The organism is Paenibacillus sp. 453mf (assembly GCF_900116105.1).
Taxonomy (GTDB): Bacteria; Bacillota; Bacilli; order Paenibacillales; family Paenibacillaceae; genus Paenibacillus; species Paenibacillus provencensis.
Window position 1 is genome coordinate 1,806,923 of the sequence record NZ_FPAC01000001.1, and the last position, 14,942, is coordinate 1,821,864.

Here is a 14,942-nt window from a genome sequence, read left to right on the forward strand (position 1 = left end):
TCAGTTAGCTCCCTTCATCAATGCGTAAGCATTCCAAGTATTTTCAAACGCTCGTCTATTCTCATCACAATGTGTAACACATAGATCGTTTTCATTGGCAGGTGCTGTATCAGCAACATCAATTTGAACACTTGCTTCAGGATAATCTGACGAAGGATCTAATGGATTAGGCGTATTCGACAATACCAGCAGCACATCCATTTCCGTTCGAATCGTCACCGCTTTACCTGCCGTGGGTTGAGGGACATATTTCATACTTCCGTCCAGCTCACAGATGACTTTCGAGAAGAAGTTGATGGGAGAGCTCATGTCTCGCGGGGATAAATTATGTCTGTACATTTCCACAATCAAGTTCTCTTCCCCATTTCGCAGTCGCTGGTTACGATCCTCCTGATAACTTGTTACACCATATTTTTCATCCGTCATTTGCTTTGTTGTATAACCAGATAGTGGATCATGCCAACCGACCGAGTCCTCAATAATGGAGGCAAGTACTCTGCCCTGGTCACTCATTAACACATGTCCCTGTGACAATAATGCAGTATGCTGAGCTTTCAGCGTATCTGGCATGTTGTATTTTTCAGATGGATAAGGTGCATGAAACAATAATGTGGACAGATTGGCCCTGTCACTTTGGGCCGTAAATGTAATGGCTTTACCTCTGCCCACATAAGCTGACCATTTGCCGCCTGGCTCTACTGTGATTGAGAATAATGCTGTCATGATTTCATTCCTCCTGTGTCCATATAAAAATAAAAAAGCCCGGGAGAAACATCAAAGAACACTTTGATCGATTCTCCCGGGCTTTTTTCCCGCCGTGTACATCAGAACAGAATATACTGATGCGTTTTCTCTCGGACCAGCCAGCCGGTGTATACGACCCGGAACCCTAGAAAACTTTGGTATGTAATTGTTGATGTCATAAATACTAACTCTATTTATCCGATAATGCAATAAAAAATACCAAAAAACTCAAAACATTCCGAATTCATTTGTATTAAACGACTTCAATCTGTGTATTTTCCACCAAAACAGAACATTAGTTCCTATATAAAACAAAAAAAGTGCTTGATTTTTGAAAAAAGCCCTGCAACAATGTGAGAAGAAATAACATTGATGAAATCACAGAATGAATGAGTTATTAGAGGAGGGATTGTATGTCACAAACCATAACATTAAAAAGAGACCTGTCACTCACTCATGTTGTGACCATGGGACTCGCCTGGATGTCCCCTATGATTTTCTTTACTAGCTTCGGTGTGCTTCATGAAGGTTCAGGCGGAATGCTCCTGGCAGCCTATGTAATTGCATTTGCAGCTATTCTATTCACCGCAGCAAGCTATGGTCAGATGGCAAGAGCATTCCCTGTATCCGGTTCCGCGTATACCTATGTAAGCAAAGCAATGAATCCTTTCATAGGCTTTATTGTCGGCTGAGTCATTTTACTGGATTACCTGTTCTCTTGCATTGTCGCCGTACTTATGTTTGGCATTAATCTTAATGCCCAGTTCACGAATGTACCCTCCTATGCATGGATCATCCTGCTGACGCTTGTCGTTATGACGATCAATATTATCGGTATAAAAACCTCAGCTAACATAAACAAAATTTTTGTATTAATGCAAATTCTATTTATCGCAAGCTTCTGCGCACTTCTTGTTTACAAAGCGGTAAGCGAAGGGTTTACTGCTGGATTGAATCCACTGAACACCACGAAGGGTGTTTCTTTTTCCTCTATTTTGGCCGGTGCCTCTCTTGTCTGTTTTTCCTTCCTTGGATTCGATTCAATTACGACAATGGCGGAAGAAACCAAAGAGCCTAAGAAGACGATTCCTCGTGCCATTATGATCATCGTAATCGCCGCTGGTCTCATGTATTTTGTAACGGCATACTTAATACAGCAGCTATATCCATCCCTTACATTTAGTGATATCGACTCTGCCGGTTTTGAACTTATGCAGGTGATTGGCGGGGGTTTACTCGCATCCATTTTCACATTTGTTATTATCTTCTCCATACTTGCTCAAGGAATGGCCTCTATGACTACGGTCTCTCGTCTTCTCTTAGTCATGGGCAGATCTTCCTTGCTTCCGGCCAAATTCAGCTCCATTCACCCTAAATATCGGACCCCTGTCTTTAACATCGTATTAGTCAGCATCATTTCCTTGTTCGCCATATTTATCAGTCTAGAGACGGCTATTATGTTTGTCAGCTTCGGAGCACTGACCGCCTTCCTGTTCGTGAACTTATCCGTAATATTTCATTACATTATTCGTAATAAGCAGCGAGAACCTAAAGATATCCTGTTCCGACTTGCATTCCCAATTATTGGCGCTGGATTCGTATTCTATCTGATTACGCTGCTTGAGATTTCTTCTCTGCTTCTCGGAATGGGATGGATCGTATTAGGACTCATTATGTATACAATAAACAGAGTGAAATCGGCGAAAGAAGGCGTAGTCTTAGGCGAGATTGAAGAAGCAGTATAGCTCAATATTATTAAGATAGAGATTACACATAAATCCTGAAATATAAAAAAACACACAAAAAAACATCTAAGTTCATGCCGTGAATATCGACATAAATTGAATCAATTTCATAAATCATTATTGATCTATATATACCCTTGATGTAAGCAGCTAAAGGTATTATGAAATTGATTCACTTAGATGTTTTTTCAAAACCATGTAATTTGAATCGGCAGACACCTATGAAGAGGCCTAGCACTTTCTATGGTAAGTGGCCATTTTTTAAGGTGAAATCATCTTTATTGAAGATAAAAACTTGCATATGAACTCCATCTCTAGTGATGCAACCCCGAACAACATCTGGTATTACTGTTTCGTTACATACAAATCCTCATTTAGTGATGGGATGAACGGTGTCCATTCTCCTCCTGAATAGAGAAGCAGCCGATGCATCGCACGTGTACAGGCCGTATAAAACAGCTTTCGCTCACTCTCCTGATGATACAGATCTGCAGATGCATCATAGATTAGGACAGCATCAAATTCCACACCTTTCGCCAAATAGACAGGGATGACAGACACACCTGCTTCAAAGGTAAGGGTGCTCTTCGTTACAAGCTTCACACCTTGACAGCCACTCGCATTAAGCAGCTCATATGCTTCTTTACTCTCGGCTGCTGTCTTGGTAATGATACCGATCGAAGTTAGACCTTCTTCCCTAAGTTCAGCGAGGTGCTCGGCCATACGGATCATCCGGCGCTCGTTATTTTCTATCTTATATAGTTCAGGCTTCTTGCCACTTCGGTTAAAAGGTATGACCTCCTTCGCTTCTGGCAGCAATGCTTTGGTGAATGCTACAATTTCGCTCGTGGAACGATAACTGCGAACCAGATGAAATAAACTCGTGTCTGCTGCACCATATAACCGAATAAGCGGTGAGTCCACACCATAGAGCTCCGTTGCTTGCGTATAGATCGCCTGGCTGAAATCTCCTAGAATGGTCATTCGGGCACGAGGAAACATTTTTTTGAGGTACTCATACTGAAACATTGAATAGTCCTGCCCCTCGTCCACAAATACATGACGTACATCGGTATTTATCCGCACACCTTCGATGAGCTCTTTTAAATACAAGTAAGGTGTAGCATCTTCATAAAATAGTTCAAGCTTCCCAAGCTTATCCTGCGTCTGCTGACAAATTTGCGGCCATAACGATGGAACCTCTGCTTCATCCGTCCTCTGCTTAAACACAGACTCTTCCTCAAATAGACTCGAGTATATCTGGATTAGATCAATGAAGGACAGCCGCTTTACACTTTGTTTTACAGGTGTGAAATGCTTCCTCACAACCATCGCACGCAGCAGCTCTTCCTCGCGATCAGCGTAATCGAAATCCCCTTCATCGGCCCTGCGTCTGTTATTTATTCTCTCTCTGACTTCTTCATACTGCTCAGCAAAGTCAAAGACGGCTCTCTCGTTGTGCAACTCGCTATATACTTCGGCATATAGATCCTTATCAAGATAATCAAGCTCATCTCGTACCCAGGAAGCTGTATGCTCTTTTTTCTCAACTATACGAAGTTCACTCAGCATCCACTCCTTCAACAGAGTAATCCGATTTGCTAGGCGAATAGAAGCATCATAGCTGTAGAATTTCGATTTTATTTGCTCAGCTGTGAATAAATCACGATCACGAAACCGGATCGACTTGAATTGCATACCTTCCTCCATAAGCCAATCAGCATAATTCTGTATAGCGCGCAGAAAGCCCTCGGAAGCTTTGTACTTTATGCCGCTCAACCTTGCCGAGTACTCTTCTTCATTTGATTGTTGTGCTGCCAATACATATTCCATCTGATCAAAAGGGTCCTCTAAACTAAAAGTGTCGCATAGCGAATATTCTAGGTATTCCTGGAAGGTCACTTGCTGCATGTTCTCTTCACCGAGCTCAGGCAGGACAGTTGATACATAGCTGTTAAACATCGGATTCGGTGAGAATAGAACGATTTGATCTGCGGTTAATCTCTCACGGTGCTTATAAAGCAGGTAGGCAGCCCGCTGAAGTGCAGCTGAAGTTTTCCCACTGCCTGCTGCACCTTGTACGATCAGCATTTTACTGTTATCATCTCGGATTATTGCATTTTGCTCCTTCTGTATCGTGGCTATAATACTCCTCATCTGATGGTCCGCACCTTGACCCAGCACCTGCTGCAGCAATTCGTCTCCAATCGTAAGGCTCGTGTCGAACACGTTCTGCAGCTGCCCTCCCTGAATCTGATACTGCCGTTTTAGTGTCATTGCACCTGCAATGTGTCCAACAGGTGTATCATAGCCGGCCTCTCCCGGCTCATGATCGTAATACAAACTTGCTATGGGAGTACGCCAGTCATAAACCAAGAAATTCATTCCCTCCGTATCCACTAAGGAAGAAACGCCGATATAGATCTTTTCCGTGAGGCTCATACCTTTTTCCTCAAAATCAATTCTGCCAAAATAGGGCGAACCCAGCAATCGCTTCATGTTTCTCAATTGCTGCAAACGCAGCTTGTGGCTTCTCTCCCGTTCAGACAATAACACTTCTTGCTGCCTTATGCTGTAAAACGTCTCTTCAAAGTCCTCATGTGTATTTGTGTTGACCGTCACTTCCTCCCAGAAGCGTCTCCGGATACCTGTAACTTGGTCATGTAATCCCGTAACCTCCGGCTCCAATTCTATAATTCTCGCTTCTAGCTCATTTACAACCTTATTTAACCGTTCCTGCTCTTGAGTCCATTCCTTAGCATCCTTCTTCACTTGTAGATTCGCTCCTTCATTCGTAATTTGACAATCTACAAGGCATATGATAAGATTATAGTGTGAGATAAAAAATAGGTTCATTATGCCTTGTGACAAGATTTGAGACATTCGTTTCAATATCGTATCACAATGCTTTTTTGTGTGCAATTCTATTTTTTTATATATGGTCAGACTCGGTGAACCTGCCGGGTCTTTTATTATGTACACCAGCTCGTATAGCACAGTCCCTATAGATAATTTGAAGCCACCCTATAAGGTGGCTTCAAATTTAAATAATTCATCAGATTCAAGCGTAACATCCTCAGCCTTCCACGATATCTGCTCGAAGATCTGCTGCCACTTCCATCATCATAGGTACAACTTCTTCTTGAGAAATGGCCACATACACATCACCCATATAGTGCCGAAATGGAACCCTCATCCCTCCAAGCTCCCACATGAAGAAATCTCCCTTGATAGACATCGTGCTCTCCGGACCTTTGACAGTCAGTACGGCCTCATAAGTAAAATCAGGCTTCCCGGCGAAATATTCCTTGCACTCATCTAATGAAATCGCTTGAGCTTCAGCAGCATCTTGCATTGATCTAGTAATTCGAAATCGTTGATTCATTTATATATCCTCCAGATGTCATTTAATACCCAAAGAAAGCATCCTTCTTAATATTCTGCTTGGTGATCGCATTTGATTGCAAGTAAGAAGACACAGAGTCTACCATCGACTTGGGTCCTGCCGCATAGTATTTGCCGTTATTGTTATACTCACTGATAAATCGGCTGATTTCTTGATCTAAGTGCTCTCTTGAATCCAGATAATTGATCTGGATCCAAGGGAGGTGGCTAGCCATCTCATCAAGCTCGTCTTTAAACAAATAGGAGCCTTGACTGTCCAAATAGAGCAACCGAACAGGTCTCTCCTCTCCATCTTCCACTGTTTCGAGTTGCTTCAGAATCGACCGGATCGGAGTTATCCCAATCCCCCCTGCAATAATTAAAGAAGGGCTCTCCTTATCAAGGTAAAATGCCCCTACAGGACCACTTACCTTGATCTTCATTCCTTGCCTCAGCTCTAACATTGCCTGCTTGTAGTCGCTGGGAGTATCTCCAATACGTGTCGTTATTTTGACAACCTTCTCGGATGGAATGGAGGCAATGCTGAAAGGCTTAGTCGCGTTCTTGACAGCTCTATGCGTAATACTGAACAACCCGTATTGCCCTGCTCTCCATGTTAAATCTTTATCTTTCTCAAATACGAAAGTATACACGCCGTCCGATTCTTTATAGCTCTCCAGAAATGAAAGCTCTCTTTTCTTGAAAATAGAGAACATATCTTTAAAAAAACTCATGTCTCTACCTCCCCCTTACTTCAGGTATTTTCCGGTTATCGACGCTTCTGCATGAAGGATCTGTGCAGGTGTTCCCTCATACACGATTTGACCGCCCTTGCTGCCTCCATCAGGGCCCAGATCAATAATCCAATCCGCTTGGCTGATCACCTCAAGGTTATGTTCAATGACAATTACCGTATTGCCAGCATCTACAAGTCGGTTCATAATCGCAAGCAAGTGTCCGATATCGGACATATGAAGACCCGTTGTCGGCTCGTCCATTACATAGATGCTGCCCTTCTTATGCAGCTCGCTTGCCAGCTTGATACGCTGACATTCCCCGCCAGACAACGTGCTGAGCGGCTGACCCAGTGTTACGTAGTTTAGTCCTACATCGCTCATCGCCTGCAGCTTGCGGACGACTTCCTTAAGCTCAAAGAATTCCAGGGCCTGCTCTACGGTCATCGCCAGTACATCAGCAATCGATTGGCCGTTCAGCTTGTATTCCAGCACCTCTTCCTTGAAGCGCTTGCCTCCACACACATCACACGGCAGCTTCACACTGTCGAGAAATGCAAGGTCTGTATACACCACGCCCAGCCCTTGGCAATTCTCACAGGCTCCTTTGGAGTTAAAACTGAACAAGCCTTGGTTTACTTTGTTTGCGGAAGCAAACGCTTTGCGGACATCATCCATAATACCTGTGTAGGTAGCGGGATTGGAACGTGTTGACACACCAACTGCCGATTGGTCAATGACAATCGCATCTGGATGCTCACTAAGAAATATGTCGTTTATCAGCGTGCTTTTGCCCGAACCCGCAACTCCCGTAACAACAGTCAGAATGCCTGCTGGAATATCTACATTGACGTTCTTCAGATTATGCAAGGATGCATCCTTGATCGAGAGCTGGCCTGATGGACGTCTAGTGTCCTGCTTCAATTGAAGCGGGAGCTTCATATGGTTGCCTGTCAGTGTATTCGATTCCAGCAGACCTTGGTAGCTGCCCTCATATACTATATTGCCGCCACGACTCCCGGCATAAGGACCTACATCCACAATATGGTCCGCGACCTTGATGACATCGGGATCATGTTCAACCACTATCACCGTATTGCCCTTGTCGCGCAGCTTCAACAGCAATTCGTTCAGCCTATGCACGTCACGTGGATGCAGACCCACACTGGGCTCATCGAAGATATAAGTAACATCAACCAAACTTCCACTTAAATGCTTGACCATCTTGACGCGCTGAGACTCGCCACCGGACAAAGTATCTGTCTCACGATCCAGTGTCAAATAGTCAAGTCCAATATCTACAAGATGCTGAAGCCGCTCTGTCAGCGATTTAACGATGGGCGCTGCAATCGGCTCTTCAATATTTTGAATGACCTTCAGGAGTTCGCCTGCTTCCATCGAAGACATCTCCGCAATGTTGAGCCCATTAATACGGCAGCTTAATGTCGCTTGGCTTAGTCTCGCACCGTGACAGCTGGAGCAAGGGCCTTCGGAGATAAAAGGAGCAACTGCTTTTTGTGTTCGTTCGGATTTGGTCTTTACATCTTGCTTGATGTATTTGTTGGTAAACTTCTCAATGACGCCTTCCACTGTCACATTCGTTGCTTTTCCTGCAAAATCCATCTTTACTTTCCGTGCTTTGGAATAGAGCAGATGATCCAGTTCTTCTTCTGAGTAATCACTCAGCTTCTTGTCCGGATCATAGTCTCCTGATTGTATTAGCATATTCCATTCCCAACCGTTTACCGAATAGTCAGGCAGCATAATCGCTCCTTCCGAGAGCGACTTGGACATGTCGATTGCCATCTTCATGTTAACACCCAGCTTCCGCCCCAAGCCGCTGCACTCCGGGCACATCCCTTGCGGATCGTTAAAAGAGAACATATGCGCTGCTCCAACATGTGGCTGTCCAACACGAGAGAACAGAAGGCGCAGGATCGGAGAAATATCGGTAATCGTACCCATCGTGGAATGGGACCCGCCGCCCAGTCGTTTCTGATCCACGATGACGGCCATGCTTAAATTCTCAATTGCGTCTGTATCAGGCTGCGGCACACGGGGGAGAAAATTACGCACGAACATACTGAAATTTTCATTTAGCAAACGTGTGGATTCTGCTGCAATCGTATCAAAGACGATGGATGACTTGCCCGAGCCCGACACGCCGGTGAAAATGGTGATCTTCCGCTTCGGAATACGCAAGGATACATCATTCAGATTATTTTCCCTTGCCCCGGAGAGTACAATGTACTCTTGATTCCATTCCTTCATGCTTACACTCCTTTATTATCATTTGCCTTAGCAAATTATTGTTCCAACATCTGCTCAAGCTTAACGACCCAAGCATTCCAGCCATGTCTTGCCCCTTCAAGTCCATGAATATTCGTGAATCCGGACTGCTCAAGATGTAGGTTTACTTCACCGTTCCCCAAGTCCTTCAGAGACAGAGTTACAATATGCTTCTCTTCTCCGGTAGCCCAAGAATAGGACAAACGGTTCGGTTCTTCTACGACGATGACTTCACCATCAACTATGCCGTCCCACCATTCAGAAGGCTGATGACGGAATTGAAATCGGTGTCCTACGATCGGCTTGAAATCATTATCCGCAATCCATTTCGCAAGCTTATTTGAATCTGTAATTGCTGACCATAGCTTCTCAATCGTTGTTGTGAACAGATAATCCATAGACAGAATTGAACTCATTCTTCTTCCTCCTCTAATAGGTCGCTTAGTCTCATCATGTTTGCACTCCAATACTTGCTGTAGAACGCCACCCAATCTTGTACTTCTTTTAATGGCGAGGGATTGAGTCTATACCTCGTTTCTCTGCCAACCTTGCGGTCATATACCAAGTCAGCCTCTTTCAGAATGGTTAAATGCTTGGACACGGCTGTCCTGCCCATTTCAAAATGCGAAGTCAATTCATGAAGCGGTACCTCTTCTGTATCTGCTAACAGATAAATCAGCTGACGTCTCGTCGGGTCTGCAATCGCGTTAAATACATCCCTTGACGTATCGTTCTCTCTCACAACACCCTCTCCTATGTATTATTACCAAGAAATAGGAAATCTTCGATAATATACGCAAACTTTCAAAAAGGACACCGTTTGGTGACGAAACGATTATAAGACACCCCACAGTGTCGTGTCAATACAGCACACATCGCATCTATTCTTACGAAAAAAGCCGCCCAAAAGGCGACTTCAGATTAAAAACCAATGACTACACAAGCACAGCACAGGATCCTTCATAAGAACTTTTAGAGGCAAACGATCCTCTTGTGCGACATCATTGACGTTGCGATCTTACACGAATTAGGTAATACCCTCTTCGCTGCTCTATATTAGCCCGAACCGTTCATGTTTTAAATATAAGATGATTACCGAACCATATAAAATAAGGACCCCTTGGTTCCGTCATCAGCCAAAAGGAGCGTCTACACTAAGGGCTGCCGCTCCTTGCTATGCAAATGTTCTTAAACCTATCGATTAAAGTACACCCGGTTGATGCTGCTTCGTCCACGTACTCATGGCAGGAATTTTGGAATAATCAACTCGATCGGCGTACTTCCTCGCGATCTCGGTGATTTCAGACAACAATCCTTCATTAAGTGTAATCGGCATCAGTCCCTTGGATAGAAAGAGACCATTCTCAACATGGAGATCATTCTCGGCCGCCTCTTGCCTTGGATTCGAGACGTAAGCAATCTCACTGCCCGTCAGCTGACTCACCAGCTTAGCCAGATCATTGACTCGATGTGTCTCTGTCATTTGATTCATGATGAGTACTCGATCTCCTATTGCGGGAGGATGTTCTACAGCAAGCTGCAGACATTGCACGGTATCTTGAATATGAATGAAAGCTCTCGTTTGGCCACCAGTTCCGTGTACGGTAATCGGATGTCCGATCGCAGCCTGCATAAGGAAACGATTCAGAACGGTACCATAATCTCCGTCATAATCGAAACGATTAATCAGTCTTTCGTCTAATTGCGTCTCTTTGGTATGCGTTCCCCATACGATCCCCTGGTGAAGATCGGTAATCCGAAGCTTGTCATTTTTGTTATAAAAAGCAAACAACAGCTGATCCTGAGATTTGGTCATGTGATAGATGGATCCTGGATTCGTAGGGTACAAAATTTGCTGTTGCACACGTTCTCCCTCTTCAGTTACCACCTCTATATCCAAATACCCTTCAGGTATCGCAATCCCTGCCGTTCCATAACCATAGACACCCATCGTTCCTAAATGAATCAGGTGGATATCTAAGCCGCTCTCTACGATCGCACTTAGAATATTATGCGTTGCATTAATATTGTTGTTAACCGTATACCGCTTCAAACGAGAGGATTTCATAGAATATGGCGCAGATCTCTGCTCTGCAAAATGGATCATTACATCCGGTTTTTCCTCCATGATGACATTTAACAGATCATCATAATCCTCGGCGACATTGAGCAGGTAATGTTGGATGCGCTTGCCTGTTACTTCCTTCCAGGCTTCAAGGCGAACTTCCATTGACTGAATCGGAGTTAGTGAATTGGTCTGGGATTCCTCATCAATTCTTCTTCTGGAGAGGTTATCAATGATAATCACTTCATGTCCCAAGCTGGACAAGTGAAGGCTGGTCGGCCATCCACAGAATCCATCGCCGCCAAAAACGAATATTTTTTTATGTACATGCATACTTGTCATCTCAACCCATCCTTTACGCATTCAATCTGTTCTTATTCTGTGATTTAAACAAAAATCGGAAGAGCGCATCCTTCTTTTGTTCTGTTTCTCGGTATCCCTGCCAATAAAGCTGCATAAGCACCTGTTTGTTGCGTTCAGTTCTCCCCGCGATTAAGGGTTGTTCAGGCTGGATGATGAAAACTTCGTTATCCCTTTCCATGCTTAACAGTCGCTTCGTCGTTTGATTGTAATCGTTATGCCTCTTCTTCAGCTGTTGCTGGAGCTGCGGAAATTGTCTGAACAAACCATAGTACATCCAGCCGTATGGCTCAGGCTTTTTTATATAACCTTTATTTCGAGTTAGAACAACAAGATGACGTTTGTAGCCTCGGTCAATAGAAGGCTGGATCGGAATTGGATCTGCTACTCCACCGTCAATAAGCTGTCTGCCCTGGAATAATACACTCGGGGAGAGCACAGGTAGACTGCTTGAAGCACGAATCAGGGTGAACAGATTTTCCGCTGAATCGTAATGATCATGATACAATGCAGAACCTGTTGCCATATCCGTCGTAGTAATGAGAAACAATGCACCGGACTCAGAAAAGGAGGGAAAATCAAAAGGCGCCAGTTGTGCCGGAAGAATGTTGAATATCAGATCCATATGAAAGAGCTCCTGATGGGTCAACATGCGCTTAATCGATACAAGACTTCGACCATCCAGCAGTTGATTAAAAACCTCGTAAATCTTCCCTCTCTGTTTAGAAATATAGTAACTTCCAATCAGAGCGCTGGATGAGGAAGAAACCACAATCGGAAAGTCGATGCCCCATGCCCTTAAGCAATCCAATACGCCTGCCGTGTATAATCCCCTCATTCCCCCGCCTTCCAGAATAAGTCCGATATCATTTTCTGCTGGATTCAAGCCGTCATCTCCCCTTCTAATTCGAATTCAAGATTTCCTCATTTGACTTAAGCTTCCTCTCTGAAATGGTCTGTTTATAGTACCCAAGCACCTGCTCCGCTGCTTCTGACCATCCCTTGCCTATACTCTCTTGATAAGCAGCTTCAGCCATCTTTTTTCTTACAGCTTCATCTTCGAACCGACAGACAGCGGAGATAAAATCCTGATGATCGTTAGGATCATATAATAATCCAGAGTGCTCATGTCTGATCTGTTCGCTTGTTGGTCCACTTCTTGCAGCAACAACAGGAAGACCGGATGCCATGGCTTCCAAGAGGACAAGTCCAAGCGTCTCTGTCGTGGATGGAAAAACAAAAACATCAGATGAAGCAAAGGCCTGCGCCAGCTCTTGACCATATAGGAAGCCTGTAAAGAGTGTAGGTGTGCCTTTAAAGTGGTCTTCCAGCGCCTTTCGATGCGGTCCATCCCCGATAATGGCGAGAACAAATTGATCAGAAGCGTCAAACAGATCTCTGAGCTTCTCTATTTCCTTCTCTACCGCCAGTCTGCCCACGTAGAGCAGTATTTTTTTACCCTCGTGTCCTTGAGACAACCTCACACGCATAACTGAATCGTAACGCTCGGGACTGAACATTTCGGTATCAACACCGCGTTTCCAGTGCATAACATTTCGAAAATGTCGTGAGGTTAGTTCATCCTTAACAGTAAGAGAAGTACACAAATTGACAGCTGCCCGGTTATGAAGTGATCGAATATAGGACCACAAGAGACCTTTTAGATAGGGGAGCTTGTAATAATCAAGGTACTGTGACAGGTTCGTATGATACGACGCCAATAATGGATAACCATACTTTCTCGAATAATATATTCCTGCAGCTCCAAGTAATGCCGGATTGACGACATGCACGACATCAGGATCATACTCTTTCAGTAGCTTTCCGACTTTAGGGCTCGGCATTGCAAACTTTTTCGTTCTGTATAACGGAAGTGGACGTGCTGGAATTCCATAGATTCTGGCTTCACCAAAACGGGTGATTCCCAAATCCGGAGCAATAATAATCACTTCATGACCTTCGTCAAGGAAATAACGAATTGAAGCCGTTAATCTGGTAACAATCCCGTCAGTCGAAGGCAGAAATGTTTCAGTTATGATTGCAATTTTCATGGTACACTTCCTCCATAGTTGATCCAACTCTAATGATACCTAATTTTTGTTAAGGCTGAATCAATTTCATAAATCCTTGCATTTCTCAGGTATTGAAATAAATGAGGTGAATCATGGTAAAGATATATTTTGGTTCATTATGTATATTATCAAATCATCCCTACATATGGTAAGATCTCTCTAGAATAAATACAAAAAGAGCCGCGTAATACGCAGCTCTTGGTTTGGCATGTCTTGTCAGCGACAATATATAGCTATCTGCTTACAATGGCTTAATCCTATATAATATCTTCTGCTGCCTGCTTCTTGTTCGATGGAGCAAACCAGCCCCATAACGCGATTGCAACCAGCACTGCATAGAATACAAGTGTCCAGCCCGTGCTATGTGGAAAATGATGATCCAGCACTCCGATATCCTCGTGAGCGAGAGTAATTACAGCTAGCTTAACACCGACCCACGCAACGATCGCATATGCTGTCGTTTCCAGTGCCGGGCGATCAACAAGCAGCTTAACAAACCATGTTGCAGCAAACTTAATGAGTACCAGTCCAGCAATTCCGCCGAGCACGACAACGATGAACTGACCACCATCCATTCCCCCGAAATCACCAAGCGGCGAATCTGGAAGTCCGAGTGCGAGAGCAACTGCAGCCAGTATTGAGTCAATCGCAAAGGCAATATCGGCGAGTGCAATTTTACCAACCGTAGCCCAGTAACTTTTTCCCGCAGCGTTTTTCTTGACATCCTCGCGAATTTTCTCGTTTTTCTTCCCGAATTTCGTTTTAATGACATGCTTCAATCCGAGGTATAGAAGATACGCTGCACCAATAGCCTGTATTTGCCAAACGTTTGCAATAAACGAAATCGCAAATAACGCGCCAAATCGAAAAACAAAAGCCAGAATAATTCCATAATTAATTGCTTTCTTCTTCTGTTCTTCCGGCAAGTGCTTTGCAATTACCGCCAGAACAAGGGCATTATCCGCTGATAATAATCCTTCCAGTCCAATAAGAATCAGCAGCGCCCATGCATACTCCAGCCATATTGACTCCAATCGTGTTACCCTCTTTCCATTTAGAATGAATACTTACATAGTTTACCTTATTTCCTTACGACATCAAGCTCCATCTCGTTTCGTTAGTGAAACAAATTTAACAAACATCGTCATATTGAAGCTGTCTAACTTTAAATAAACTCTAAAGAAGTAACCGTACCAGCTCTGTATTTCCATAAGGATGCAAAGTTACAGAAAGATGATGGTGTGAGGAATGATATTCCCGACGCAATGGCACTATAGAGAAGTGGTATACATCTCATTTGCCTAAAGGAGGAATACTGTAATGGCCGACCAGAAGAGAAGGAAAGAAGCAGCCTGGAAGTCACGAAAGCAAGAACAGCACCCTCATGGTAAAGTAAAATCGCTCAAGGAATTATCAAGCGAGTAAGAGATGAGCTTACTACGATAATTGAAGAAGACTGCTGGCGTATAAGGCCGGCAGTCTTTTTTTCTCGGATATATGCTCTCTCATTCATGCACTGCTTAACTTTATTCAACAGCTCCAGATGCAA

12 protein-coding genes, 1 pseudogene and 1 riboswitch are annotated in these 14,942 nt (G+C 43.9%); of the genes and pseudogenes, 2 read left to right on the forward strand and 11 right to left on the reverse strand.

Translation table 11 applies throughout. The features are described 5' to 3' along the window. Positions 1–723: an urea amidolyase associated protein UAAP1 gene (locus BM415_RS08645; protein WP_091156858.1), complete on the reverse strand. Its 723-nt coding sequence runs from the start codon at positions 721–723 to the stop codon at positions 1–3. Positions 724–794: 71 nt separating this feature from the next. Next, positions 795–904: riboswitch (guanidine-I (ykkC/yxkD leader) on the reverse strand. Between the two features lie 307 nt (positions 905–1,211). Between BM415_RS08645 and BM415_RS08650 the strand changes: the two are divergent. Beyond that, positions 1,212–2,489, forward strand: a pseudogene (locus BM415_RS08650) (APC family permease). Positions 2,490–2,834: 345 nt separating this feature from the next. Here BM415_RS08650 and helD read toward each other — a convergent pair. From helD to BM415_RS08700, 10 genes are all read right to left on the reverse strand, one after another. Then, on the reverse strand, positions 2,835–5,261 hold the full coding sequence (helD, locus tag BM415_RS08655) for an RNA polymerase recycling motor HelD (protein WP_244533190.1): 2,427 nt from the start codon (positions 5,259–5,261) through the stop codon (positions 2,835–2,837). 304 nt (positions 5,262–5,565) lie between these two features. Further along, complete coding sequence (locus BM415_RS08660) at positions 5,566–5,874, reverse strand: hypothetical protein (RefSeq protein WP_091156863.1); 309 nt, start codon at positions 5,872–5,874, stop codon at positions 5,566–5,568. A gap of 22 nt (positions 5,875–5,896) precedes the next feature. Further along, positions 5,897–6,607 carry an FAD-dependent oxidoreductase gene (locus BM415_RS08665; RefSeq protein ID WP_091156865.1) on the reverse strand — a complete coding sequence of 237 codons (711 nt, stop codon included), beginning with the start codon at positions 6,605–6,607 and terminating at the stop codon, positions 5,897–5,899. Positions 6,608–6,622: 15 nt separating this feature from the next. Continuing rightward, positions 6,623–8,878 carry an ATP-binding cassette domain-containing protein gene (locus tag BM415_RS08670; RefSeq protein WP_091156868.1) on the reverse strand — a complete coding sequence of 752 codons (2,256 nt, stop codon included), beginning with the start codon at positions 8,876–8,878 and terminating at the stop codon, positions 6,623–6,625. 35 nt (positions 8,879–8,913) lie between these two features. After that, a complete protein-coding gene (locus tag BM415_RS08675; RefSeq protein ID WP_091156870.1) occupies positions 8,914–9,312 on the reverse strand; it encodes an SRPBCC family protein in 399 nt (132 codons plus the stop codon). Further along, complete coding sequence (locus BM415_RS08680; protein WP_091156872.1) at positions 9,309–9,638, reverse strand: ArsR/SmtB family transcription factor; 330 nt, start codon at positions 9,636–9,638, stop codon at positions 9,309–9,311. The genes BM415_RS08675 and BM415_RS08680 overlap by 4 nt, the downstream gene beginning before the upstream one ends. A 459-nt stretch (positions 9,639–10,097) precedes the next feature. Then, the gene (locus tag BM415_RS08685; RefSeq protein ID WP_244533191.1) at positions 10,098–11,303 is read right to left on the reverse strand and encodes an NAD-dependent epimerase/dehydratase family protein; all 1,206 of its coding nucleotides are present in this window, start codon (positions 11,301–11,303) and stop codon (positions 10,098–10,100) included. 13 nt (positions 11,304–11,316) lie between these two features. After that, a complete protein-coding gene (locus tag BM415_RS08690) occupies positions 11,317–12,207 on the reverse strand; it encodes a patatin-like phospholipase family protein (RefSeq protein WP_244533192.1) in 891 nt (296 codons plus the stop codon). A 16-nt stretch (positions 12,208–12,223) separates the two neighbouring features. After that, complete coding sequence (locus BM415_RS08695; RefSeq protein ID WP_091156874.1) at positions 12,224–13,372, reverse strand: glycosyltransferase family 4 protein; 1,149 nt, start codon at positions 13,370–13,372, stop codon at positions 12,224–12,226. Positions 13,373–13,650: 278 nt separating this feature from the next. After that, complete coding sequence (locus BM415_RS08700; protein WP_091156876.1) at positions 13,651–14,427, reverse strand: TerC family protein; 777 nt, start codon at positions 14,425–14,427, stop codon at positions 13,651–13,653. A gap of 286 nt (positions 14,428–14,713) precedes the next feature. On the opposite strand from BM415_RS08700, the gene BM415_RS25495 reads away from it, so the two are divergent. Then, entirely contained in the window at positions 14,714–14,818 is a 105-nt protein-coding gene (locus tag BM415_RS25495; RefSeq protein WP_244533193.1) for a DUF6254 family protein, read from the forward strand. The last annotated feature ends 124 nt before the right edge of the window (positions 14,819–14,942 follow it).

Coding starts and splice junctions, on each gene's coding strand:
- BM415_RS08665 (WP_091156865.1), bottom strand. CDS start 6,607: ATGAGTTTTTTTAAAGATATGTTCTCTATTTTCAAGAAAAGAGAGCTT.
- BM415_RS08695 (WP_091156874.1), bottom strand. CDS start 13,372: ATGAAAATTGCAATCATAACTGAAACATTTCTGCCTTCGACTGACGGG.
- BM415_RS08645 (WP_091156858.1), bottom strand. CDS start 723: ATGACAGCATTATTCTCAATCACAGTAGAGCCAGGCGGCAAATGGTCA.
- BM415_RS08660 (WP_091156863.1), bottom strand. CDS start 5,874: ATGAATCAACGATTTCGAATTACTAGATCAATGCAAGATGCTGCTGAA.
- BM415_RS08685 (WP_244533191.1), bottom strand. CDS start 11,303: ATGACAAGTATGCATGTACATAAAAAAATATTCGTTTTTGGCGGCGAT.
- BM415_RS08675 (WP_091156870.1), bottom strand. CDS start 9,312: ATGAGTTCAATTCTGTCTATGGATTATCTGTTCACAACAACGATTGAG.
- BM415_RS08670 (WP_091156868.1), bottom strand. CDS start 8,878: ATGAAGGAATGGAATCAAGAGTACATTGTACTCTCCGGGGCAAGGGAA.
- BM415_RS25495 (WP_244533193.1), top strand. CDS start 14,714: ATGGCCGACCAGAAGAGAAGGAAAGAAGCAGCCTGGAAGTCACGAAAG.